This is a genomic window from Pseudomonas lopnurensis (assembly GCF_015070855.1).
GTDB lineage: Bacteria > Pseudomonadota > Gammaproteobacteria > Pseudomonadales > Pseudomonadaceae > Stutzerimonas > Stutzerimonas lopnurensis.
The window spans coordinates 1-21,509 of sequence record NZ_JADDIX010000077.1; the positions used below are offsets into that span (position 1 = coordinate 1).

Here is a 21,509-nt window from a genome sequence, read left to right on the forward strand (position 1 = left end):
CAGCTTGCAGCTTGCAGCTTGCAGCTTGCAGCTTGCAGCTTGCAGCTTTTAGTTAGTGTTACAATGTCCGCTTTTCTGCCTTCTGGGGTTTCTCCCGTGTCTGTCGTGTTCGTCGCCGCCTCCAAACTGCCGACGCCGTTCGGTGTGTTCACCATGCATGGTTTTCTCGACCAGGAAACGGGCAAGGAGCATGTCGCACTGACCCTCGGCGATGTGGCCGAGGGCAAGCCGGTGCTGGGGCGTCTGCATTCCGAATGCCTGACCGGCGACGCGCTGTTCAGCCTGCGCTGCGATTGCGGCTTCCAGCTAGAAGCGGCGCTGCGCGCGATCGCCGATGAAGGCCGTGGCGTGCTGCTCTACCTGCGCCAGGAAGGCCGCGGCATCGGCCTGTTGAACAAGATTCGCGCCTACGAACTGCAGGATGGCGGCGCCGATACCGTCGAGGCCAACGAGCGCCTGGGCTTCGCCCCGGACATGCGCGACTACGGCATCTGCCTGCCGATGCTCGAGCACCTGGGCATCGCCGAGATCAAGCTGATGACCAACAACCCGCGCAAGGTCAAGGCCCTACTGGGCTTCGGCATCCGCGTCGCCGAGCGCAAGCCGCTGCAGATCGCGCACAACCCGCACAACCGCAAGTACCTCGCCACCAAGGCCGGCAAGCTCGGCCACATGCTCGGCGAGATCCACCAGGGCGAAGCCGAGCAGTCGTGAACCGGGTCGCCGCCCGCCGCCAGCTCGCGCGCGATGGCTGGCTGCATACCCTGTCGATGGTGCTGCCCGTGCTGCTCCTGGGGCGGATGGAGGCCCAGGTGGCCGACTGGGGGCTGGCGCTGTTTGCCGCCGGGCTCGTCTCGCTGTTCTTCAGCCTGCCCGCCTTCACCGCGTTCAAACATGCGCTGATTTCAACCGAGCAGGTGCTTAACGGCCCCGCAGAGGCCGATGCCTGGAGCCATCTGCGGCGCGTACGCCGTCGCGGCTTGCTGATCGCCTCGCTACCGGCCTGGTTCGCCGCTGCCGGCGCGCTACTGGGCATGGAGCCGATCGTCCGGCTGTTGCTGGTGCTCGGTAGCCTGGTTCTGCTGGTGCTCTACCGCATTCCGCGGCAACTGCATTGATGCCTCGCCTAGTGCTCGCCGCGCTCGTTCTTCTGGCAGCGCTGCCTGCGTTGGCCGCGGAAAGGGTGGTGAGTCTCGCGCCTTCGCTCAGCGAAATCATGCTCGAACTGGATGCCGCGGATCGCCTGGTCGGCGTGCTGGATGGTGGCGAGCGGCCGCCGGCGCTGCGGGCGTTGCCTTCGGTGGGCCATTACGGAAAGGTCGAGATGGAAACCCTGCTCAGCCTGCGCCCCGACCTGGTGCTGCTCTGGCCGGACAGCGTCCCGCGCAGCCAGCGGGAACAGCTGCGGCAATTCGGCATCCTGGTGCTGGTCTCGCCAACGCCGTCGCTGGCCAGCCTGGCCGAACAGTTCAGGCGCATCGGCGCGGTCGTCGGGCGGGCCGAGCAGGGTGAGCGGCTGGCCGAGGCGTTCGAAGCGGGGCTGGCCGAACTGCGTGAGCGCCATGCGCGGCCGCGTCCCTTGCGGGTGTTCTATCAGGTCTGGAATCGCCCGCTGTATACCCTCGGTGGTCGGCAGATCATCAGCGAGGCGATTGCCGTCTGCGGCGGCCGCAACCTTTTCGACGACCTGAGTCTGCCGGCACCGCAGGTGAGCGTGGAAGCGGTACTGGCGCGGGACCCGGAGGTGATCCTGGCCGGCACCGGCGCGCAGCTGGACGAGTGGAAAGCCTGGCCCCAGCTCACCGCAGTGCGTCTGGGCCAGCTCTACGAAGTCCCGGACAAGGGCCTGGAGCGACCGAGCTTCCAGATGCTCGGGGCGATCGGGAAGCTCTGCGAGGTGATGGGGCAGGCGGCGCCCTGAGCGAGCGCGTCCGTAGCGGTCAGATCGAGGGCGTCCAGGTCACTGCGAACAATGCGGTGCGGCCTTCGTTGTTGTATCCATAGCGACCGTTGACGGTGCTATAGGTGGTTTCCGCGTAGTCCTTGTCGAACAGGTTGTTCAGCTTCAGGTCCAGTTTCACCGCCGGGCTGGCCTGCCAGCTGCCGCGTAACCCGATCAGGCCGTACCCGCCCAGTTCGATGTCGTTGTCGGTATCGTCGTAGCGACCGCTGACGGCGCGCCAGCTGGCGCCGACCGAGAAGTCGCCGAACGGGCGGTCCAGGTCCAGGCTGAGGGTGCGCTTGGCACGGCGTGCCAGGGTATGCCCACTGTCGCGATCGCGCGGGTCGATCAGGCCCAGGGCGAGGTTGGCCTGCCAGCCGAACAGCTCCTGCCGGAGCGCTGCTTCCAGACCGTTGATACGTGCTTTCTGCACGTTGTACGGCACCCACCCGGTGCTGCCATCCGAAACGATCGCGTCCTCAATGTCGGTACGGTAGAGCGAGAGCTCCAGTGAGCCGCTTGCGCTATAGCGGTTGCGCCACTGCAGCTCGTAGCTCTTGGATTTCTCGGGTGCCAGGTTCTGGTTGCCCGCCCACGGGTTGTACAGTTCGTTGAAGGTCGGCGCACGGAAGCCCTCGCTGTAGGACGCGACCACATCGCTGCGGGCATCCAGCGGCACTGTCAGCGCCGCGTTCCAGCTGTTCTTGCTGCCGTACTGCTCGTTCTTGTCATGTCGCAGGCCCAGCTCGGTCGAGAACGCGTCGCCGGTATAGCGGTGCTGGATGAATCCTGCCTGGTTCCAGCGCGACTCTTCGGAGAAGTCGGTCGTGCTGTGCAGTCGATCCTCATGCCAGTCGGCGCCGAGCAGCAACTGGTTGTCCGGATTCAGCTGCAGGGTATTCACCCAGCTCGCCGAGTCGCGGTAGGTGGAGTACGCATAGAACATGTAGGCGGGGGCCGAGGCGGCGTCGTTGCCGGTGTCTCGCTTGTCCTCGCTGTGACCGATCTCGAAGCGGCTGTTCCATGCCTCGCCGAACTGCGCATCGGCGAAGCCGGAGAGGCTGCTCAGCTGGAAATCCACGGTCGGCCGAGATGTTCCAGATAGATCGTCGAACTCGATCTCGCCGCGCTGGTCGAGGGCGCTCACGCCAACCTCGAGGCTGTCGTTGAAGCGGTGCGCCAGATTCAGACTGAGCGAGCGATTGCGGTAGGCGTCTTCGTCGCCGTTGGCGCCGAAGCTGTCGCGCGTGGCATCGATGCCCCAGGTTTCGTCCAGGGCGGTGCCCAGGTTGAAGCGTGTGCGACCGTCGCCACCGGACAGGGCCAGGCTGCGTTCGAATGTGCCGTCACTGCCGGCGCCGAAGCGAACGCGCGGCGCGAGGCCAGCACGGCCCTGGCGAGTGAAGATCTGTACCACGCCGCCGATGGCATCGGAGCCATACAGTGCCGAGCGAGCGCCACGCACAACCTCGATGCGTTCGATCTGGTCCGGACTGAGAAATTCGAGGCTGCTGGTGCCGCTGGAAGCGGCGGCGATGCGCTGACCGTCGACCAGGACCAGCGTCTGCGTGCTGGACGTACCACGTAGAAACAGCCCGGTTTGAGTGCCTGCGCCGCCCGTGCGGGTGATGCTCACTCCTGGCACGCGCTCCAAAAGCTCGGCGACGCTACGGACTTGCAGGCGTTCGATGTCGTCTCTGTTGAACACGCTCGTCGAGGCCGGTGTCTGGCTGCGGCGTTGCGGTTCGCGGTTGGCGGAAATCACCGTGTCGGAAAGTTTCAACGCGTCTTCACGTGTCAGCTCGGCAGCAAACACTTGGACGCCGGGCAGCAACGCCACGGCCAGGGCAAGTCGGGACAGTTTCATTCTTGGAATTCCTCAAAAGATCGCAACTTTCGAGGAGGGCAGGAACAAGCGCGAAAATGACGGGCAGCAGCGCTTGACGGTGCTGCCCTCCGCAACACCAGTCGAATCCGTCAGGCCGGTCTCCGGGCTTTCGACGCGCATCACGCTCGCCTTCCCATGTCGGAACACAGTGGCTATCGAGCGGACGGCGATCTTGAGGATCGCGGTCGATTACCGTTGCGGGGGCAGCGCCGGCCTTGCTCTTGCGAGCGCACCGGCTTCCCGTTTAATGCGGACCTTGCGGTCGCGCACACCTGGGCGGATAAGAAAAAACGCGCGAACCTTACGACCGGGCGCGCCGAAACACAAGCGGATGAAGGTGCGCAATGGCGCAGGAGTGTTCGAAGGCCGGAAGCTTGAAGCTTGAAAAGCATCGGTTGTACACCGAACCCCTGTGGGAGGCGCACCCTCGCGGCGATGCCGGCCGCAGGCCTGCCCATGTCTAACAGGGCCTCGGTGCATGCGGTGCGCGGAGCGCACCCTACGATTGCCCGCCGATGATGCGCAACGCGCTCTGGCCGTTGCCCTGACGCTGTACCTGGATCTGCACCGGGATGCGCTCGTGCATTTCGGCCACGTGGGAAATCACCGCCACCTTGCGCCCCTGCGCCTGCAGCGAATCCAGCGCGTCCATGGCGATCTGCAGCGACTCGGGGTCGAGGCTGCCGAAGCCTTCGTCGATGAACAGCGACTCGATCCGCAGCTTGCTCGACGCCATCGAGGCCAGGCCCAGGGCCAGCGCCAGCGAGACCAGGAACGTTTCCCCGCCGGACAGCGAATGCACCGAGCGCAGCTCGTCGCCCATCTCGGTATCCATCACCAGGAGGCCCAGCGGGCTGCCGCCGCGCTTGAGCCGATAGCGCCGGGCCAGTTGGCGCAGCTGCACGTTGGCATGCTGCACCAGCAGGTCGAGGTTGTAGGCCTGGGCGATCTTGCGAAAGGCGCCGCCGTCGCTGGAGCCGATCAGCGCGGCGATGCGTCCCCAGCGCTGGTGTTCGGCGCTGGCGTCGGCAATCTGCGCGAGCAGGGCCTGGCTCTGGTTGCGCCGGCGATCATCGTCGAGCAGCGCGGCGCGGGTCTCGGCGCCTCGCTGTTCGGCCTGATCGCAGCTGGCCTGCTGCTCGCTGAGTTGCTGTTCCAGGGTTTCGGCATCCGCTGCGTCCGGCCGTCCGGCCTGATGCGCGGTCAGTCGTCGTTCGCAGCCGTCCAGGCGTTCGCGAGCGCGGGCGAGCTGTTCGGTATTGGCCCGCAGCCGCTCACGTGCTTCGGCGAGCAGCGCATCGTCGAGCTGCAGCAGTTGCGCCAGGGTTGCATCGTCCAGCTCGGGATGCGCGGCGCGCCAGGCGGCGAGCTCTTCGGTCAGGGTGCTGCGTTCGGCCAGCAGCTCGTCGCGGCGCTGGCTGCAGTTCTGCTGTTCAGCGGCGAGCCGGGTCAGCTCGACTCGGGCCTCGTTCAACTGCCGGTCGACCTCGGTCTGCTGCTGGCGTGCGGTCTGGATCGCGGCTTCCAGTTGCTGCTGCCACGCCCGTGCGCTGGGCTGCTCGCCGAGGCTTTCGCGCAGGCTTTGACGGCAGGCCTGTTCGCGGCCTTCCAGCTCGGCGAGACGGGCACTGCAGGCCTTCTGCTGGTCGAGGCGATGCTGTTGCTGCAGCTGCTCGCGCTCCAGCGCGGCCTGGCGCTGCTGCTGTTCTTCGGCCAGTGCCGTCTGCTGGTCGATCTGCTGGCGCCGCGCCTCGACCTGGCCATCCAGCTGCATGAAGGTCGCGGCGGGTGCCGTGCGCCAGCGCTCGATCAGGGCCGCGGGCAGCAGGCTGGCGAATTCGGCCAGCTCCTCGTCGAGCCTCGCTTCGTCGCGGGCGATGGCGTCGCGCTGTGTGGCCAACGCCTGGCTGGCCTGGACGCAGGTCTCCCGTGCGCTCTGCCAGGCCTGGTGCAGCGCTTCGCTGCGCTGTTGCAGCCTGAGCAGTTCACGCTGACGGGTAGTGGCGCCGGTGATGTCGTTCCCGAGCGCAGTCAACCGGGCCTCCAGCCAAGGCTGGCGGTCCGCTTCCGCCTGATTCAGCAGTTCGGCATGGGCAGGCAAGGCGCTCAGTTGCGGCTCCAGCTTCGCCAGCTCCGCGGTCATTTCCGCCTGTCGTTGCGCGTTTTGCTTGATGCCGGTGCTCAGGGCGATGTGCTGGTCGCGCAAGGCTTGCAGCTTCTCATCGTGGCTATCGAGCTGCAGTCGGGCCTGCTCGACTTCGCGCTCGTCCTGCCGGTCGAGGGCGGCGAGCAGGGTCGCGCCGTCGTGCCAGGGATGTTCGGCACTGCCGCAGACACTGCACGGCTCGCCCGGCACCAGCGCCGCGCGCAAGGCCTCGACGTTGGCGCTACGGGCCAGGCGCTGGCGATCCAGCAGCGCCTGGACCACCTTGAGCGCCTTCTCGGCGTCGTCGCGCTCGGTGCGGGCGAGCTTGCCGGCCCAGGTCAGAACCTCGAGTTCGTGCTGCTGGCGGTCCTGTTCGTTCTGCAAGGTGCGTTGCTGAGTGACGAGCTGCTGTTGCCGCGACCAGAGGCTGTGCAGGGCTTCGAGCTCGCGCTCGGTGGCGCGCCAGGCTTCGAGTTGCGTCGTGAGTTGCGCCAGCTGGTCGCCGAGGCCGGTTTGCCCGCCGAGCTGTGCCTGCAGCTCATCGAGCGCCTGGCGTGCAGTGGCTTGCGCGGCTTCGGCGCAGGTGGTGGCGGCTTCCAGCGCCGGCAATTCCTGACGGCCCTGCTGCGCGCGGGCGGCGATCTGCACGGCCTGCTGCAGGCGCGGCCGATAGCCATTCCAGGCCGCGCACAGCGGCTGCAGTTCCGCGCTGTGGGCGAGCTGCTCGGTAAGGTCGGCGAGCTGCGTGGCGGCCTGTTGCCGCGCCTGGTGCAACTGGGTCAGTTGCACTTCGCCGGTCTTGCTCGCCGCTTCGGCATGTTCGGCCTGCCCGCGGGTTTCCCGCAGATCATTGCCGAGGTGACTCAGGCGTTCTTCTTCGCGGCGCGCTTGCGCAAGTCTCGGTTCGGCTTTTTTGAGCGACTGTTCGGCGGCTTTCAGCGCCTCGGTCGCGGCCCGGCAGGCCTGTTCCAGCTCATCGAGGCGCTGCTGCACGGCGGCGTGCTCGTGGCCGTGGCGGGCCAGGGTCTCGTCGACCTTGGCCAGCAGCGGCGCCAGTTCGCGCTCGCGCATGAACCGATGGCGTTGTGGTGCCAGTTGCTCGAACAGGGCGAGGATGCGCCGGGCCTCGGCGAGGCTTTGCTGTTCGGCTTCGGCCTCGACGAGTTGCTGCCGGGCATTGTCGCGCTCGCCCTGCAGGTGGGTGAGGTCCTGCAACCATTGGCGCTGTTGCCTGAGCGTGTCGAGCTGCTGCTGCAGGGCTTTGAGTTCCACCAGTTGTAGCTGATGCTGGGCTTCCAGCGCCTGGCGCGCCTCGGCCGCCAATGGCTGCACGCCGCCGGCCTGCTGTTGCAGTTGGGCCAGCGTCTCGCGGGCGCGCTTGGCCGCCTCGAACGCGGCCTGGCCGAGGCGGCTGTAGAGGCCGGTGTCGGTGAGTTTTTCCAGCAGGGTGCCGCGCTCATTGTCATCGGCCTTGAGAAAGGCGGAAAACTCGCTCTGCGCCAGCAGCACGGCGCGGGTGAACTGCGCCAGGGTCAGGCCGAGCCTGGCCTCCAGCAACTCCTTGAATTCGCGCTTCTTGCCGCTGGCCAGGAGTTGCCCGTTGTCCAGATCGGTGAGGCTCTGGCTGCTGGCCTGCAGACGGCCGTCGATTTTCTCGCGGGCGCGCTTGACCTCCCAGCGGGCGCGGTAGCGGTGGCCGTCGACGCCGACGAAGTCCACCTCGGCATAGCCGCTGCCGCAGCCACGGCGCAGCAGGTTGCGCTCGTCGCCACCGCCGATCTCGGCATCGAGGTCGGGCACCTTGTTCAACGGCGAGACGCTGTCCAGCCGCGGCGTGCTGCCGAACAGCGCCAGGCACAGCGCATCGAGAATGGTGCTCTTGCCGGCACCGGTCGGCCCGGTGATGGCGAACAGGCCGGCGCTGGCCAGGGGTTCCGCGCTGAAGTCGATGACCTGTTCGCCGGCCAGCGAGGCCAGGTTCTTCAGGCGGATGGCGAGAATCTTCATTGCACGTACCCCTCGCTGGCGAACTCGACCGTTTGCAGCAGCGTGGCGAAGTCGTCCAGCGCCTGTTCGTCCGGCGGGTTGCCGAACTGTTCTTCCCAGGCGCGGGCGAACAGCTCCTGCGGGGTGATCTGGTCGAGCCCGAGCAGCACCTCCGATTCGGCCTCGCCGCGCCTGCCGGCATATTCGCTGGCGATGCGCACCAGTCGGCAGGCCTTGCCGGCGAGCGTCGTCTCGATGCGCTGGCGCAGGTCCGGCAGCGGCTCGTCGAGCAGCACGCGCACCTCCAGCCAGGGCAGGTTCTCGCTGAACAGCCCGATGGGCGGCAGCGCCTCCAGTGCGGCGATCACCTCGGCCAGCGGCGCCCGCCCGATGCGGATCATTTCCACCGCACGAGGCACCGGCAGGCTTTCGACCTGTTGCAGATGTTCGCCGTCGAGCTCGACCAGCAGTACCTGGTGCGGATAGTTCACTTCGGCGAAGGACAGCGGCAGCGGCGAGCCGCTGTAGCGGATGCGCGCCTGGCTGGCGACCTGCTGCGGCTTGTGCAGGTGGCCGAGGGCGACGTAGGCGACGGACTCGGGGAACAGGCTGGCCGGCAGCGCCTCGGCGTTGCCGATGACGATGTTGCGTTCGGACTCCTCGGAGACCGCGCCGCCGGCCATGTGCGCGTGGCTCATGGCGACCAGCGCCTGGCCGGGCCGGCGCACGGTTTCGGCCGCGGCGATCAGCCGTTCGTGCACCTGGCGGATGCCGGCCATGTAGTCGTCGCCGACTTCGAAGCCGGTGACTTCGGCCGGGCGCAGGAAAGGCAGGGCGAGGCACCAGGCGGCGACCTGGCCGCTGGCGTCGTGCAGCGGCAGCAGCAGGCGGTCGTGGTCCAGCTGGCCGTCGGCGATCCAGCCGATGCGGCCGACGGCGTGGGCGTTGAGGCGCTTCATCAGCGGCGCCGGCAACTCGATGCGCCCACCGGAGTCGTGGTTGCCGGCGATCATCACGATGTCCAGCTGTGGCAGGCGTTCATGGGCGCGGACGATGAAGTCGTACAGGCGCTCCTGGGCCCGCAGCGGCGGGTTGACGGTGTCGAAGACGTCGCCGGCGATGAGCAGGGCGTCGGCCTGGTGGGCGACGAGCTGGTCGAGCAGCCAGTTCAGGAACTGCGCGTGTTCATAGTCGCGGTCCTGGCCGTGCAGGGTCTGGCCGAGGTGCCAGTCGGAGGTGTGGATCAGGCGCATTCGCTAGAGGCTCTTGCTGAGCGAAGGGGGAAGCGCCGCGGCATCGGGCCGGTGCGCTGTTCGTTGGGATGGTGGGCTCGCGATGACGCGCGGCACGACGCAGTGTGTTGGACCGTCGCGCTTTTCTCGGTTGCCGAGGAACGTGTGGGGTTCGCGCACCCGGCTCCGTACCCCTTCCATTCGCGAGCAGGCTCGCTCCTCCGCAGGCGAAAGCGCTCCAACCGCCTCACGCGTACAACCATCCCTTGAGTGCCTGCAGGTTGCCCACCTGCAGCTGCTGCGCCGCCGCATTGGCCTGCACGGTGTTCGGGTCGATGCCGTAGCGTTGCAGCACGTACTGCACCAGCGCCCCACGGGTCGCGATCGGCAACTGGCCGTCGAGCATGCCGTAGTCGGTCTCGATGATGGCCTTCTGCTCCGGGCTCAGGCGCGCGTCGGGTTCGAGCAGTACGGTCACGGCGGTATTCCAGGCCTCGTCCCGTTCGCGGGTGTGTTCGCTCGCGTCCATCAGGTCCGGCTCGCCACGGAAGCGGCTGAGGACGAAGTCGCGGTATTCGTGGTTCTTCTCGCAGTAGGCGCGCACATGCCAGCGCATGCCGGTGAACACCAGCGTGTGCGGCGCCATCACGCGGATTTCCGGCTGCGGGTTGGCCAGCGAGACGTACTCGGTTTCCAGCCGCAGGCCCTCGCGGCAGGCCTGCAGGATCGGCCGCAGCACCTCGGGGCGGATGCTGCGGTCCGGCACTTCGAGCACGTCGGTATGGGCATAGGCCAGCGCCAGGCCCTCGATGTGCGGGGCGCGTGAGCGGTTCTGGTCGAGCAGGCGCAGGTAGGCGCTGGCGCTGCCGTCGATGAACAGCGGCTGGAAGCTCCGCGCCGGCTTGTAGCCTTTCAGATGACGGTCATAGGTGAGGTTGTTCGGCGCATGTTCGTTGAGGTAGGTGTTGATGTCCTTCGAGGCCTGCTGCCGGCTGATGCCGAAACTCTGCATCAGGTGGCCCGTGGTCAGGCGGCCTTCCCACCAGGCGATGGTCTCGATCAGCCGGTAGCGCAGCGCCAGGTCCCAGCGGATATGGCTGATCGATTGCGTTCTTTTCATCCGCGCCCACCTGCTGGAAACTTTACGAGCCTCTGTCGGCCTGCTCGACGTGTCGTGCAACGCTACATATATTCGGGGGGCGTTTCAACTCGACCCGGCGGATGAAGTGAGCGCCATGAGCTGATATTCCATGCCTGCCGATGTCCTGCGCCGCGGGGCACGCGATGCTGCTGTTGGCCCCGGCTGGCCTGTGCGAAGGGAGAGGGTCGCTGAGTACCTCCTCGAGGCGACCGTTTGATGAATGCGGTGCGTGTCCCGATGGACGGCTGGAATCTCCAAGCGCGGGCCAGGGTCTTTGTCACAGGCTCATTGCTCGAGACGCTCATGAAGACCTTGTCCCGCCATCTGGCAGAAACCTTCACTTCGCAGTACTGCACGCGCGTCGAGCCGCAGACGGACGGCCGCCTCGTGGTCCATGTCGGCTATCCGATCAACGGCACCGAGGCGACACGGGTCATGGCGGGCCATCAGGTGCAGAACACCCTGTTGGTGGAGACCATCCTCGAAGACATGCGCAACGAACTGGCCCGCCCGCACTAGGCGCTGCCCCCCTTGTAGGAGCAGGCCATGCCTGCGAACAAGGCCCACATCCGTTCCATGGCCATGGCACAGGATGTCTTTTGCAGGAGTCCGCTTGCGGGCGATCGGCCGCAACGCCGATGATCGCCGGCAAAGACTCGGCGTCCCCCCGGGCTCCTACGGGCGCGGTGTGCACAGGCGGCGTTCTCGGGGAGTGAGCTGAGGCTGCATCCGTTTGCTGGGCGACAGCGTTGCTGTCTGCTCCCGCCTCAACGTCCCGCCGGCAGGCGGATCGTGACCCGCAACCCGCCCAGCGGACTGTCGTCCAGTTTCCATTCGCCGTGCCAGGCCGCGAGGATGTCACTGACGATGCCCAGCCCGAGGCCGTGGCCTTGCGCCGACTCGTCCAGGCGGGCACCGCGGGCGAGGACCTTCTCGCGCTGCGCGGGCGGAATGCCCGGGCCGTCATCCTCGACGCACAGCCGATAGCCGCCGTCGGCCCGCTCGATGGTCAGCACGACCTTGCTCCTGGCCCACTTGCAGGCGTTGTCCAGCAGGTTGCCGAGCAGCTCCAGCATGTCCTCGCGGTCGCGCGGCAGGCGGCAGCCGGGCGGGGCCTGCCAGCGCAGGTCGAGGTCCTGGCGGTGGATCATCGCCAGCGTTTCGAACAGTGCCGGCAGCTCCGCGTCGCAGTCGAAGTGCGCGCCGGGCAGCACCTCCCCGGCCAGCCGGGCGCGGCCGAGTTCACGGCTGACGCGCTGCTGGATCTGCGCCAGTTGTTCCTGCAGGCCCGCCTGCAGTTCGGGGTAGGCGGCCAGTTCTTCGCGCTGGGTCAGGCTGCCGAGTACCGCCAGGGGCGTCTTCAGCGCATGGCCGAGGTTGCCCAGCGCGTGGCGCGAGCGCTGCAAGGTGTCTTCGGTATGCGTCAGCAGGTGGTTGATCTGCTCCACCAGCGGTTGCAGCTCCAGCGGCGCCTGGCTGTCGAGCTGCTGGCGCTGGCCCTGCTGCAGCTGGGCGATCTGCTGGCGGGCACGCTCCAGCGGGCGCAACGCCAGCGCCATGGCGTAGCGCTGCACCAGCAGGAACACCAGCAGCGCCACGCCGACCAGGCCCAGGCCGCTCAGGCGCACCCGGGCGAAGCTGTCGAGCACCGGCGTGTAGTCCTGCGCGACGCTGATGACGATGGGCTGGCCGTCGCGCCTGTACTGCGCGCGATAGCTCAGCAGGCGTTGCTGCTGCGGGCCGTCCAGCAGTTCGCTGGCCAGGCCGGGCGTCTGCGGCCATTGCGGCGTGGCATCCCAGAGCGAGCGCGAGCGCCAGGTGCGGCCGGGCAGCTGGATCTGGAAATAGTGGCCGGAAAACGCCCGCTGGTAGCGCGGGCTGAGCCGCTGGGTATCCAGTTGCACGCCGTCGGGGCCGTTGACCACGGCGACCAGCAGGCCTTCGGCTTCCTCGCGCAGGTCGGCCTCCAGGCTGCGCTTGAGGCCCGCCTCGAACAACCAGAGGCTGGACTGCACCAGCAGCAGGGCGACCACCAGCAGCACCGCGACCAGCCCCAGGGCGAGGCTGCGCTGAATGGATTTCACGGCTGGCCGCCGAAGCGATAGCCCTGGCCGCGGCGCGTTTCGATCAGTTCGCGGCCGAGCTTGCCGCGCAGGCGGTTGATATGCACTTCGATGACGTTGGAGTCGCGCTCGGTCTCGCCGTCGTAGAGGTGTTCGGCCAGATGGGTCTTCGATAGCAACTGGCCGGGGTGCAGCATGAAGTAGCGCAGCAGGCGGAACTCGCCGGCGGTCAGTGCGATTTCCTCGCCGTTCTTGCGGCAGCTCTGCCGGCCCTCGTCCAGCTCCAGCCCGCCGGCGCGCAGCAGCGGCTGGTTGGCCAGGCCATGGGCGCGGCGCAGCAGGGCCTGGATGCGCAGCAGCAGTTCCTCTGGGTGGAAGGGCTTGGTCAGGTAGTCGTCGGCGCCGGCTTTCAATCCCTCGATGCGCTCGGCCCAGGAGGCGCGGGCGGTGAGGACCAGTACCGGTGTCGTCAGGCCACGCGCGCGCCAGTCGCGTAGCACCTCGAGTCCCGGCTTGCCGGGCAGGCCGAGGTCGAGCACGATCAGGTCATAGGGTTCGCTGCTGCCCTGGTAATCGGCGTCGCGGCCATCGGCCAGCCAGTCGGTGGCATAGCCGTGGCGGCCGAGGCTGGCGACCAGTTCGTCGGCCAGCGGCACATTGTCTTCGACCAGTAGCAGGCGCATTCAGTCTTCCTCATCCTTGAGCAGGCGCCCGTCGCGGGCATCCAGCTCCAGCTCGCGGGCGACGCCTTCGGCGGTGAGCAGTTCGATCTCGTAGACGTAGAGGCCGTCTTCCTCCTCCAGCTCCGCTTCCAGCAGGCGCGCACCCGGATAGCGTTCCAGCGCGCGTTGCAGCAGGTTTTCCAGTGGCATGATGAGGCCCTCGCGGCGCAGCCGCAGGGCTTCGTCCTGATCCAGGTCGCGGCTCGCCACCGGCGTGGCGGCGAGCAGCAGGGCCAGGGGGAGCGTCAGGAAAAGGGAGGCACGCATCAATCGTCCTGATGGTTCTTGAGCACTTCGCCGGTCTTGGCGTCCAGCTCCAGGTCCCATTGCACACCTTTGGCGTCGCGCAATTCAAGCTGGTAGACGTAGCGACCGTATTCTTCTTCCAGCTCGGTTTCCTCGATGGTGGCACCGGGGTGCTTGGCCAGGGCTGCTTCGTTGAGCTTCTCGAAGGACTGGATGGTCCCGGCGTCGCGCAGGCGCAGGGCCTCGTCCGGGCCGAGGTCCTTGGCCAGGGCCAGGTTGGCGCCGAAGGCGAGGGTGGCGGCGGTCAGCAGGGTAGCGAGGGTTTTCATGGCGGGTTACCTGTGGTTGGTTTCGACGGTTCACAGGCTACGAGGCACGGCTTAAGTCAAACTGAACGCTGCCGACCGCCGGCGAATGCATCCTTTGGCCGAGGGCGCGTGCAACCGTCGCAACTAGGCTTCAGGTATCGGTCAAATGTGCAGGCCATCCCATCGGAGCGATCGTCATGAAAATCCTTCTCGTCGCGGCCCTCGCCGCGCTCTGGCTGAGCCCGCCCGCCCTCGCCGAAGACCTGCTGAAACCGTCCACCACACCGCCCCCGGTTGACGACGTGTCGGCGGGCAACAGCCTCGAGGCCGAAGCCGCCTTCACGGCCGAAGGCGTGATCCGCGCCATCGATGCGCAGCCGGCCCAGGCCAGCGTGACCATCGCCCATGGGCCGGTGGCGGCACTGAAATGGCCGGCCATGGTCACCCCGTTCAAGGCCAGCGCCGAGCAACTGAAAGGGCTGGCGGTGGGCGACGCGGTGGCATTCGAGTTCAGCAACGGCGAGCTGGACCCGCGCATCGTCGCCATCCAGCGCCAGTAGCTAATGGTTAGTTGGCCAACTCACTGGGCATTAAGTTGTGGAGCCAGCTTGCTGGCGATCATCGGCAATGGTGGTCGGGATCGCCAGCAAGAGCTAGGCATCCCCAGGCGCCTACGCTCGAAAGGCTCTTGCGTTTCTCCGGAGTCGCGGCAACACATGGATAAACGAACTTCCAAGACAGTCCGCTAGTGGCGGCAACTGCCGCTATCCGAGCTGGGACGTCCGCTCGGCGCAACGCCGCCGCCGCTGTCGTAGCGGTCATGGTGGCGCACCCAGTCGGTGAGGTCGTGGTTCGGACCGTTCTCGTTGCGTCCGTTGGGCGTCATGTCCAGCAGGACATAGGTGCCGAGCAGCTCTTCCGCGCCGCGTCCGTAGGCAGAGAAGGTATGGAAGAGGTCGCCCTGCTCGTCGCGCAGGAAGATGCTGAAGCCCGACAGTTCCTCGCAGACGAAGGGTTGCCAGGCATGGTTGTAGAAGACCTTGCCGTCGACGATGTCGTCGGCATCGAAGGACACGTGGAAGTCGCGGTTGAAGCGGCTGCCGGCCGACGACAGCCAGCGGAACTGCCAGCCCATGCGCTGGCGGAAGGCTTCCAGCCTGGCGAACGGAGCCCTCGAGATGGCGGCGAAGCTGACGTCGTGGTGCTCCAGGTGCGCCAGCGCGCCCTGGATGTGATCCGCTTCGAACGAGCATCCGACGCAGCCTTCGGTCCAGTCCGGGCCGAACATGAAATGCTTGATGACCAACTGGCTGCGGCCGGCGAACAGCTCGCCGAGGCGGACCGGGCCGCTGGCGTCGTGGAAGATGTAATCCTGTTCGAGGCGACGCCAGGGCAGTTGGCGGCGCTTCGCGCTGAGGGCGTCGCGCTGGTGGGTCAGTCGCTTCTCTTCGAGCAGATGGGCACTGTGGGCGGCCATCCAGTCCTGTTCGGATACGACCTTGTGTGTGGTCATGGGAACCTCCGGTGGTGCGAGTCGGAATCGGTCGGAGCCACCGTCGCGCGGCGATGGGCTCCTGATATGTATCGAACGGCGCCGGGCGTAATCGACGAGAGCCGGCTGATCTTGCGCCGCGAGGCGCGCCGGGCGCGGTTGAACTTCCCGATGGCCGCCGGGCTCGTAATCCTATGAGCCGCAACGGTGGCTCGATCCGTTTCGTTCGCAGAAGGAAAAACGAGATGTACAACAAGACGCTTACCGCCGCGTTCGCTGTTGCAATCCTGGGCTCCGGTGCCGCCTTCGCGGCGGACAAGCCCGGCGCCGACTGGATCACCCTCGAGCAGGCCGTGGAAAAGGCCAAGGCCGCTGGCTACACCGAGCTGCACGGCATCGAAGCCGATGACGATGGCTGGGAAGGCGAGGGCATGAAGCAGGACGGCAAGAAGTATGAGTTCAGGATCGACGGCCGGACCGGCGAGGTGACCAAGGACAAGGAAGACTGATATCGGCTTCCCCGGCAGGGTGCGCTGCTCGCGCCCTGCTGCCGGGGAGGCCAGCCGACCGCATAGCGGTTATCATCGACGGCCCTGTCGGTCACCCGTCCTTCGCACCATGTCCGTCCCGCATTCCCGCCCCAGCACCCTGCATCTGCCGCCAGGCGCATGGCGCACCGTGCTCGACTGCCTGTGCGACCACTTTCCGGCGATCGACCGCGCGACCTGGCTCGATCGCATGGCCCGCGGCCGGGTACTGGATGCCGGGCGGCAACCGATCGGCGCGCAGCATCCCTATCGGGCCGGGCTGCGTATCCATTACTTCCGCGAGGTGCCGAACGAGACGCCGGTGCCGTTCGAAGAGCGCATCCTTCACGCCGACGAGCACCTGGTGGTGGCCGACAAGCCGCATTTCCTATCGGTGATGCCCGCCGGCGAGTACGTCGACGAGACGTTGCTGGCGCGGCTGTGCAAGCGCCTGGACAATCCCGACCTGGTGCCGATCCATCGCATCGACCGGCTCACCGCCGGGCTGGTGCTGTTCTCCAGCAACCGCGAAAGCCGCGGCGCCTACCAGGCGCTGTTTCGCCAGCGCGAGATCCACAAGCGTTACGAGGCGATCTGCCCGGCGCTGCCGCAGCTCGATTTCCCGCTGCGCCGGCGCCTGTGCATGGTCGCCGGCGAGCCGTTCTTCCTGATGCGCGAAGGCGAGGGCGAGCCCAACAGCGAGACGCTGATCGAAGTGCTCGAGCGCCGGGGCGAGCTCTGGCGCTACGGGCTCTCGCCGATCAGCGGCCGCAAGCACCAACTGCGCCTGCACATGGCCTCTCTCGGCGCCGGCATCTGCAACGACCCGTTCTACCCGCGACTACTCGAACGTGGCGAACGCGAGACGGACGACTACGCGCGGCCGCTCAAGCTGCTGGCGCGGGGCCTGCGTTTCCGCGATCCGCTGAGCGGGGAACAGCGCGCATTCGAGAGCGAACTGCAGCTGCAGTGGTAGCCCGACGGCAGGCACGATCCGGGCGATGAAAAGCTGCCCGTCGCGGCCTGCTTGCCGTTCAACGCAGCAGCGGGCGCAGCGCCTCGGCCAGGTGTGGCGCCATCCGTACCGCGTTGCTCGGGTGGACGATGCAATCGGTGCTCCAGATTTCGCCGACGCCGGCTGCACGGATCACCTCGAGCGCATCGCCGGCGAACAGGGCATGGGTCACCGCCACGTCCACCGAGGCGGCACCGGCCGCCAGGAGCTTCTTCGCCGCCTGGGCCAGGGTGTGCCCGGAACTGGCGACATCGTCCAGCAGCACCACGTGGCGTCCGGAAAAAGCCAGCGCCGGCAGCTCGATATCCACCTGATGATCGCCATGGCGCACCTTGCTGCATACGCCGTGCTCGAAACCGTGTTGCGCGGCGGCGGCCTCGATCCACTGCCTGGCTTCGGCGTCCGGGCCGAGCAGCAGGGCATCGGGATGGCGCGCGGCGATCAGCCGGGCCAACGCCGGCGCCGCGCAGAGGGTCACCGCATCGGCCAGCGGCACGGCTTCGGGCAAGGTGGCGACGCGGTGCAGGTGCGGGTCGACGGTGATCAGCCCGTCGAACTGGTTGGCCAGGAGCCGGCCGATCACCCGCTGGCTGACCACCTCGCCAGGGCTGAAAGCGATGTCCTGGCGCATGTAGGCCAGGTACGGCGCGACCAGGATCAGCCGCTTGGCGCCCAGGCGCCGCGCCTCGCCGGCCACCAGCAGCAGCTCCACCAGTTTCTCGTTGGGGTGGTCGAGACCGCGGTAGAGCACCAGTTGCTCGGCCAGCGTTTCGCCCTCGGCCAGCGGCAGGCGCAGGCGCAACTCGTCATCGGGAAAGCGGTGGCGCTCGACCATGGCGGCCGGTAGGCCGCAGGCCTCGGCCAGGCGCAGCGCGGCGTCGCGTTCGTCGTCGAAATACAGCAACAGGCTGTGCATCAGAACTCCACGTAAACGGTCGGGACCTGGTCGGCGCCGCCGAGGCTGAAGCCACTGGCGTGCTCGGTGGCCTGGCGGGCGAAGGCGAGGTCGGCGGGGAAATCGGCATGAACGCGATACAGACCCTCGCCGGCCCTGACCGGTTCGCCGAGCTTGCGCAGCAGGTCGACGCCGGCGCCCTGGACCTTGGGCGCGCCGGCCAGCCGGGCGATGCGCGCCAGTTGCAGGTTGTCGATGCCGGTGACCACCGCGTCGCGGTCGGCCAGCACGTCGAAGCTGAGCTTGGCCAGCGGCGGCTGGTTGTGGTCGAAGACCTTGCCGCCCTGGGCCTCGATGATCGAATGCATCTTTTTCAGCGCACGGCCGGATTCGAGAATGTCGCGGGCGATGGCATAGCCGTCGCCGCCGCGCACGTCCGGGTCGAACTCGAGCATGCGGCCGGCCAGGCGCAGCGCCTTCTGCCGCAGGTCGTTGGGTGCGCGCGGGTCGTTCTGCAGTACGCGCATCACGTCGCGCGCCTCCAGCACCGGGCCGATGCCGTCCCCGATGGGCTGGCGACCATCGGTGATCACCACGTCAAGGGTCAGGCCCAGGCGCGAGGCGACGAACTCGAACAGCTTGCGCAGGCGCTGCGCTTCGGCCATCGAGCGTACCTTGGCGGTGGGGCCGATGGGGATGTCCAGCAGCAGATGGGTGGAGCCGGCAGCCACCTTCTTCGACAGGATCGAGGCGACCATCTGCCCCGGCGAGTCGATCGACAGCGGGCGTTCCACCGCAATCAGCACGTCGTCGGCCGGCGACAGCTCGCTGGTGCCACCCCAGGCCAGGCAGCCGCGCTCGTCGCGAACCATCTCGCACAGGCGCTCGAACGGCAGCTGGACGTTGGCCAGCACCTCCATGGTGTCGGCGGTGCCGGCCGGCGAGGTGATCGCTCGCGAGCTGGTCTTGGGGCAGAGCATGCCGTGGGCGGCGACGATCGGCACCACCAGCATCGAGGTGCGGTTGCCGGGAATGCCGCCGATGCAATGCTTGTCCACCACCGGGTGCTCGCGCCAGTCGAGGCGGCGGCCGACCTGGGCCATCGCGTCGGTGAGGAAGTACACCTCCTCGCGGTCCAGTTCGCCCTGGTTGCAGGCGACGACGAAGGCGGTCAGCTCGATCTTCGAATAACGGTGCTCGGCGATGTCGCGGACGATGGCCTGGAAGTCCTCGCGGCGCAGCCGTTCGCCGGCGATCTTGCGGTGCAGCGCGGGGATGGAGGCAGCCGGCTCGGCCTGGGAAATCGAGGCGGGCACGCCGGCCTCGGCGCCGAGCTGGGCGAAGGCGTCCTCGGACAGCCCCAGCTCGGCGATGTCGACGATGGCCGGGTCGTCCACCAGATTGAGGCTGGCCAGGATGCGCTTGCCGTTGACGCGTATCTCCACCTTGGCCAGGGCCTGGAAGCCCTCGGCGCGACAGGCGGCGCAGTCGCGGTGCAGGTAGGCGACGTTCTCGCGGTAGGTGTCGATGGCGACCCGGCGCAAGGCCAGGTGCACGGGAGATTGGCCGTTGCTGGGCGTATCGCTGGCAATGGTGGTCATGCGGACGGTTTCGCTGGGGGATGAGGGCTATCTAGCCCCAGCGCAGTGTGCTTGCCAAGCGGCCGCGCGGTTTTTGCCCGGCCGCCTTGCCGCAGGTCAGCAAAAACGCTGGCTAGCTTGGAAATTCGTTTATCCATGTGTGGCCGCGACTCGGGAGAAGCGCAAGAGCCTTTCGAGCGTAGGCGCCTCCTGCAACATAATGCCCGGTGAGTTAACAAACTAACCAGGCAGGCCACTGGCTTGGCTACTGCGCGACCCAGCCGCCGTCCATGTTCCACGCCGCGCCACGCACCTGGTCGGCGGCCTCGCTGCAGAGGAACAGCGCCAGCGCGCCCAGCTGCGCCGGCGTGACGAAATCCAGGGAGGGCTGCTTCTCGGCCAGCAGGTCGTGGCGGGCGCGCTGCGTATCGCCATCCTGGCGGGCGCGCTCGTCGATCTGCTGCTGCACCAGCGGCGTCAGTACCCAGCCCGGGCAGATGGCGTTGCAGGTGATCGGCGTGGCGGCGGTCTCCAGCGCCACCACCTTGGTCAGCCCGACCAGCCCGTGCTTGGCGGCGACATAGGCGCATTTCTGCGCCGAGCCCACCAGCCCGTGGGCCGAGGCGACGTTGATGATCCGCCCCCAGCCGCGCCGGCGCATGCCCGGCAGCGCCAGGCGCGTGGTATGGAAGGCCGAGCTCAGGTTGATGGCGATGATCGCGTCCCAGCGCTCGACCGGAAATTCCTCCACCGGCGCCACGTACTGGATGCCGGCGTTGTTGACCAGGATGTCCACGCCGCCGAATTCGTCCTCGGCGAAGGCGACCATTTCGCCGATCTGTTGCGCGCGGGCCATGTCCGCCGGGTGGTGGCGCACCTTGCCGCCGTGCCGGGCCACCTCGGCGACGGCTGCGGCGCTGTCGCCGAAGCCATTGAGCAGCAGGTCGGCACCGGCCTCGGCCAGCCTCAGCGCGATACCGAGGCCGATACCGCTGGTGGAGCCGGTGACCAGTGCGGTCTTGCCTTTGAGATTCATCAGGATTCTCCCGCTTCGAGTAGTCATTGTGCAATGAGCGTAGCCGGCGGGGAGTCGGAAAGGGCGAACGTGGCGAGGCGGTGGTGGCTCGCTGCCGGGCAGACAGGCTATCGTGTCGGCCGGGATGGCCGTCAGGTACGCTGCCGCGGCCGTTTCGCTCCCGGTTTCGCCGATCCAGAGGAAGGTGGTCGATGCGTCTTGCGCTTTTGTTGTCACTGCTGTTGCCGGCGTCGCTCGTGCAGGCGGCCGAGCCGCTGCTGTTGCGCCTGGGCGAGCACCGGCTGGAGGCCGAATACGCCGTCAGCGCCGAGGAGCGCCAGCGCGGCCTGATGTGGCGTACCGAGCTCGCGGCCGACAGCGGGATGCTGTTCCGTTTCGACGAGGTGCGGCGGCACTGCCTGTGGATGAAGGACACGCCATTGCCGCTGTCGGCGGCGTTCATGGATGAGAACGGGGTGATCGTGGATATGCTGGATCTCGAGCCGTTGAGCACGGCGATTCGCTGTTCGCAGGCCCCGGCGCGTTATGCGCTGGAGGTCAATCAAGGATGGTTCGAAAGCAGGGGAGTCGGCCCGGATGCACGGGTGGAGGGAATTCCGGGCCCGTAGGTTGGATAACGGCTCCGCCTTATCCACCGCGAACACCGCTGCGACCTCGATGCTCAATCCAACGGCAATTCCGTGGTTCGCTTCACCTCGCTCATGGCGATGTGCGAATGCGCTTCCTGCACGTGCGGGCGCTGTAGCAGTTGGTCGCGCAGGAAGCGTTCGTAGCTGTCGATGTCCTTGGCCAGGACCTTGAGCAGGTAGTCCGACTCGCCGGCCATGGTGTAGCACTCCAGCACCTCGGGGTAACCCACCACTGCCTGCTCGAATTCGTCCAGATTGCTGCGCCCGTGGGCCGAGAGCTTGATGTTGACGAATACCGTCATGTTCAGCCCGAGCTTCTTCGGGTTGAGCAGCGCCACCTTGCGCTCGATCAGCCCTTCCTCCTGCATGCGGTTGATCCGCCGCCAGCACGGCGATTGCGACAGTTCGACCTTTTCGGCGATCTCCGCTGCGGAGAGGTCGGCGTTGTGCTGCAGCAGCAGAAGGATCTTGCGGTCGATGCCGCTCAGAGGCGAGGTCTGCATGGTTGTTCCTGTTTTGTTGTTGTAGGCGAATGGTTCATGCACACAAGTGCTGTTCTACCGCAAAAGTAGAAAGAAAATCTCTCCCCGTCACGGCCAGACTTTTAACAGGTTGTTGAAAAACGTAGGCGAGGCAGCCAGCGCAAGGCAAAAACAGGCGA

General features: G+C 67.2%; 21 protein-coding genes and 1 riboswitch. Of the genes, 8 read left to right on the forward strand and 13 right to left on the reverse strand.

The genetic code is table 11. The features are described 5' to 3' along the window. Positions 1 to 96 precede the first annotated feature (96 nt). Genes ribA through IN820_RS15130 form a run of 3 tightly spaced genes read left to right on the forward strand, consistent with a single transcriptional unit; the run spans position 97 to position 1,921 of the window. Positions 97 to 714: a GTP cyclohydrolase II gene (ribA, locus tag IN820_RS15120; protein ID WP_193681751.1), complete on the forward strand. Its 618-nt coding sequence runs from the start codon at positions 97 to 99 to the stop codon at positions 712 to 714. Beyond that, positions 711 to 1,118, forward strand: a complete 408-nt coding sequence (locus tag IN820_RS15125) for a hypothetical protein (protein ID WP_193681752.1) — start codon at positions 711 to 713, stop codon at positions 1,116 to 1,118. Before ribA ends, IN820_RS15125 begins: the two co-directional genes overlap by 4 nt. Beyond that, the gene (locus IN820_RS15130) at positions 1,118 to 1,921 is read left to right on the forward strand and encodes a cobalamin-binding protein (RefSeq protein ID WP_193681753.1); all 804 of its coding nucleotides are present in this window, start codon (positions 1,118 to 1,120) and stop codon (positions 1,919 to 1,921) included. The genes IN820_RS15125 and IN820_RS15130 overlap by 1 nt, the downstream gene beginning before the upstream one ends. 19 nt (positions 1,922 to 1,940) lie before the next feature. On the opposite strand, the gene IN820_RS15135 is transcribed toward IN820_RS15130, so the two are convergent. The 4 genes from IN820_RS15135 to IN820_RS15150 all read right to left on the reverse strand — a co-directional run bounded on the left by IN820_RS15135 (position 1,941) and on the right by IN820_RS15150 (position 10,314). After that, on the reverse strand, positions 1,941 to 3,809 hold the full coding sequence (locus IN820_RS15135) for a TonB-dependent receptor domain-containing protein (protein ID WP_193681754.1): 1,869 nt from the start codon (positions 3,807 to 3,809) through the stop codon (positions 1,941 to 1,943). Positions 3,810 to 3,905: 96 nt separating this feature from the next. Next, positions 3,906 to 4,122, reverse strand: a riboswitch (cobalamin riboswitch). A 207-nt stretch (positions 4,123 to 4,329) separates the two neighbouring features. Beyond that, positions 4,330 to 7,983: an AAA family ATPase gene (locus tag IN820_RS15140; RefSeq protein ID WP_193681755.1), complete on the reverse strand. Its 3,654-nt coding sequence runs from the start codon at positions 7,981 to 7,983 to the stop codon at positions 4,330 to 4,332. Then, entirely contained in the window at positions 7,980 to 9,215 is a 1,236-nt protein-coding gene (locus IN820_RS15145) for an exonuclease SbcCD subunit D C-terminal domain-containing protein (RefSeq protein ID WP_193681756.1), read from the reverse strand. The genes IN820_RS15140 and IN820_RS15145 overlap by 4 nt, the downstream gene beginning before the upstream one ends. Before the next feature lie 226 nt (positions 9,216 to 9,441). Continuing rightward, entirely contained in the window at positions 9,442 to 10,314 is an 873-nt protein-coding gene (locus IN820_RS15150) for a helix-turn-helix transcriptional regulator (protein WP_193681757.1), read from the reverse strand. A gap of 324 nt (positions 10,315 to 10,638) precedes the next feature. Between IN820_RS15150 and IN820_RS15155 the strand changes: the two genes are divergently transcribed. After that, on the forward strand, positions 10,639 to 10,854 hold the full coding sequence (locus tag IN820_RS15155; protein ID WP_193681758.1) for a hypothetical protein: 216 nt from the start codon (positions 10,639 to 10,641) through the stop codon (positions 10,852 to 10,854). A 248-nt stretch (positions 10,855 to 11,102) separates the two neighbouring features. Here the strand turns inward: IN820_RS15155 and IN820_RS15160 are convergent, their stop codons facing one another. The 4 genes from IN820_RS15160 to IN820_RS15175 are packed head-to-tail and all read right to left on the reverse strand — an operon-like array spanning position 11,103 to position 13,695. After that, on the reverse strand, positions 11,103 to 12,419 hold the full coding sequence (locus tag IN820_RS15160) for a sensor histidine kinase (RefSeq protein WP_193681759.1): 1,317 nt from the start codon (positions 12,417 to 12,419) through the stop codon (positions 11,103 to 11,105). Continuing rightward, complete coding sequence (locus IN820_RS15165; RefSeq protein ID WP_193681760.1) at positions 12,416 to 13,081, reverse strand: response regulator transcription factor; 666 nt, start codon at positions 13,079 to 13,081, stop codon at positions 12,416 to 12,418. The genes IN820_RS15160 and IN820_RS15165 overlap by 4 nt, the downstream gene beginning before the upstream one ends. Further along, positions 13,082 to 13,387 (reverse strand): PepSY domain-containing protein, encoded by a 306-nt coding sequence (locus IN820_RS15170; protein WP_193681761.1) that lies wholly within the window; start codon positions 13,385 to 13,387, stop codon positions 13,082 to 13,084. Continuing rightward, positions 13,387 to 13,695, reverse strand: coding sequence for a PepSY domain-containing protein (locus IN820_RS15175; protein ID WP_193681762.1), 309 nt, complete (start codon positions 13,693 to 13,695; stop codon positions 13,387 to 13,389). Before IN820_RS15175 ends, IN820_RS15170 begins: the two co-directional genes overlap by 1 nt. Before the next feature lie 176 nt (positions 13,696 to 13,871). Here IN820_RS15175 and IN820_RS15180 point away from each other — a divergent pair, with 176 nt between their 5' ends. Next, positions 13,872 to 14,234 carry a copper-binding protein gene (locus IN820_RS15180; protein ID WP_193681763.1) on the forward strand — a complete coding sequence of 121 codons (363 nt, stop codon included), beginning with the start codon at positions 13,872 to 13,874 and terminating at the stop codon, positions 14,232 to 14,234. 185 nt (positions 14,235 to 14,419) lie between these two features. Here IN820_RS15180 and IN820_RS15185 read toward each other — a convergent pair whose 3' ends face one another. After that, positions 14,420 to 15,187, reverse strand: coding sequence for a DUF899 domain-containing protein (locus IN820_RS15185; RefSeq protein WP_193681764.1), 768 nt, complete (start codon positions 15,185 to 15,187; stop codon positions 14,420 to 14,422). Positions 15,188 to 15,411: 224 nt separating this feature from the next. Here IN820_RS15185 and IN820_RS15190 point away from each other — a divergent pair, with 224 nt between their 5' ends. Together IN820_RS15190 and IN820_RS15195 are read left to right on the forward strand one after the other, a co-directional pair. Further along, positions 15,412 to 15,675, forward strand: a complete 264-nt coding sequence (locus tag IN820_RS15190) for a PepSY domain-containing protein (RefSeq protein WP_193681765.1) — start codon at positions 15,412 to 15,414, stop codon at positions 15,673 to 15,675. 109 nt (positions 15,676 to 15,784) lie between these two features. Continuing rightward, complete coding sequence (locus IN820_RS15195) at positions 15,785 to 16,669, forward strand: pseudouridine synthase (protein WP_193681766.1); 885 nt, start codon at positions 15,785 to 15,787, stop codon at positions 16,667 to 16,669. Between the two features lie 58 nt (positions 16,670 to 16,727). Here IN820_RS15195 and IN820_RS15200 read toward each other — a convergent pair whose 3' ends face one another. From IN820_RS15200 to IN820_RS15210, 3 genes are all read right to left on the reverse strand, one after another. Then, entirely contained in the window at positions 16,728 to 17,624 is an 897-nt protein-coding gene (locus IN820_RS15200; RefSeq protein ID WP_193681767.1) for a ribose-phosphate diphosphokinase, read from the reverse strand. Beyond that, entirely contained in the window at positions 17,624 to 19,204 is a 1,581-nt protein-coding gene (locus IN820_RS15205) for a thymidine phosphorylase family protein (protein WP_193681768.1), read from the reverse strand. Before IN820_RS15205 ends, IN820_RS15200 begins: the two co-directional genes overlap by 1 nt. 244 nt (positions 19,205 to 19,448) lie before the next feature. Then, positions 19,449 to 20,219 carry a 3-hydroxybutyrate dehydrogenase gene (locus tag IN820_RS15210; RefSeq protein ID WP_193681769.1) on the reverse strand — a complete coding sequence of 257 codons (771 nt, stop codon included), beginning with the start codon at positions 20,217 to 20,219 and terminating at the stop codon, positions 19,449 to 19,451. Between the two features lie 191 nt (positions 20,220 to 20,410). On the opposite strand from IN820_RS15210, the gene IN820_RS15215 reads away from it, so the two are divergent. Beyond that, positions 20,411 to 20,827 carry a DUF192 domain-containing protein gene (locus IN820_RS15215; protein WP_193681770.1) on the forward strand — a complete coding sequence of 139 codons (417 nt, stop codon included), beginning with the start codon at positions 20,411 to 20,413 and terminating at the stop codon, positions 20,825 to 20,827. 53 nt (positions 20,828 to 20,880) lie between these two features. On the opposite strand, the gene IN820_RS15220 is transcribed toward IN820_RS15215, so the two are convergent. Next, positions 20,881 to 21,351 carry an Lrp/AsnC family transcriptional regulator gene (locus tag IN820_RS15220; protein ID WP_193681771.1) on the reverse strand — a complete coding sequence of 157 codons (471 nt, stop codon included), beginning with the start codon at positions 21,349 to 21,351 and terminating at the stop codon, positions 20,881 to 20,883. Positions 21,352 to 21,509 lie beyond the last annotated feature (158 nt).

Bases quoted from the DNA above. Each gene is read 5' to 3' on its own strand.
- IN820_RS15190 (WP_193681765.1), top strand. From the start codon at position 15,412: ATGTACAACAAGACGCTTACCGCCGCGTTCGCTGTTGCAATCCTGGGC.
- IN820_RS15145 (WP_193681756.1), bottom strand. From the start codon at position 9,215: ATGCGCCTGATCCACACCTCCGACTGGCACCTCGGCCAGACCCTGCAC.
- IN820_RS15185 (WP_193681764.1), bottom strand. From the start codon at position 15,187: ATGACCACACACAAGGTCGTATCCGAACAGGACTGGATGGCCGCCCAC.
- IN820_RS15165 (WP_193681760.1), bottom strand. From the start codon at position 13,081: ATGCGCCTGCTACTGGTCGAAGACAATGTGCCGCTGGCCGACGAACTG.
- IN820_RS15220 (WP_193681771.1), bottom strand. From the start codon at position 21,351: ATGCAGACCTCGCCTCTGAGCGGCATCGACCGCAAGATCCTTCTGCTG.
- IN820_RS15140 (WP_193681755.1), bottom strand. From the start codon at position 7,983: ATGAAGATTCTCGCCATCCGCCTGAAGAACCTGGCCTCGCTGGCCGGC.
- IN820_RS15175 (WP_193681762.1), bottom strand. From the start codon at position 13,695: ATGAAAACCCTCGCTACCCTGCTGACCGCCGCCACCCTCGCCTTCGGC.
- IN820_RS15135 (WP_193681754.1), bottom strand. From the start codon at position 3,809: ATGAAACTGTCCCGACTTGCCCTGGCCGTGGCGTTGCTGCCCGGCGTC.
- IN820_RS15180 (WP_193681763.1), top strand. From the start codon at position 13,872: ATGAAAATCCTTCTCGTCGCGGCCCTCGCCGCGCTCTGGCTGAGCCCG.
- IN820_RS15205 (WP_193681768.1), bottom strand. From the start codon at position 19,204: ATGACCACCATTGCCAGCGATACGCCCAGCAACGGCCAATCTCCCGTG.
- IN820_RS15150 (WP_193681757.1), bottom strand. From the start codon at position 10,314: ATGAAAAGAACGCAATCGATCAGCCATATCCGCTGGGACCTGGCGCTG.
- IN820_RS15195 (WP_193681766.1), top strand. From the start codon at position 15,785: ATGTCCGTCCCGCATTCCCGCCCCAGCACCCTGCATCTGCCGCCAGGC.
- IN820_RS15155 (WP_193681758.1), top strand. From the start codon at position 10,639: ATGAAGACCTTGTCCCGCCATCTGGCAGAAACCTTCACTTCGCAGTAC.
- IN820_RS15130 (WP_193681753.1), top strand. From the start codon at position 1,118: ATGCCTCGCCTAGTGCTCGCCGCGCTCGTTCTTCTGGCAGCGCTGCCT.
- IN820_RS15170 (WP_193681761.1), bottom strand. From the start codon at position 13,387: ATGCGTGCCTCCCTTTTCCTGACGCTCCCCCTGGCCCTGCTGCTCGCC.
- IN820_RS15215 (WP_193681770.1), top strand. From the start codon at position 20,411: ATGCGTCTTGCGCTTTTGTTGTCACTGCTGTTGCCGGCGTCGCTCGTG.
- IN820_RS15210 (WP_193681769.1), bottom strand. From the start codon at position 20,219: ATGAATCTCAAAGGCAAGACCGCACTGGTCACCGGCTCCACCAGCGGT.
- IN820_RS15200 (WP_193681767.1), bottom strand. From the start codon at position 17,624: ATGCACAGCCTGTTGCTGTATTTCGACGACGAACGCGACGCCGCGCTG.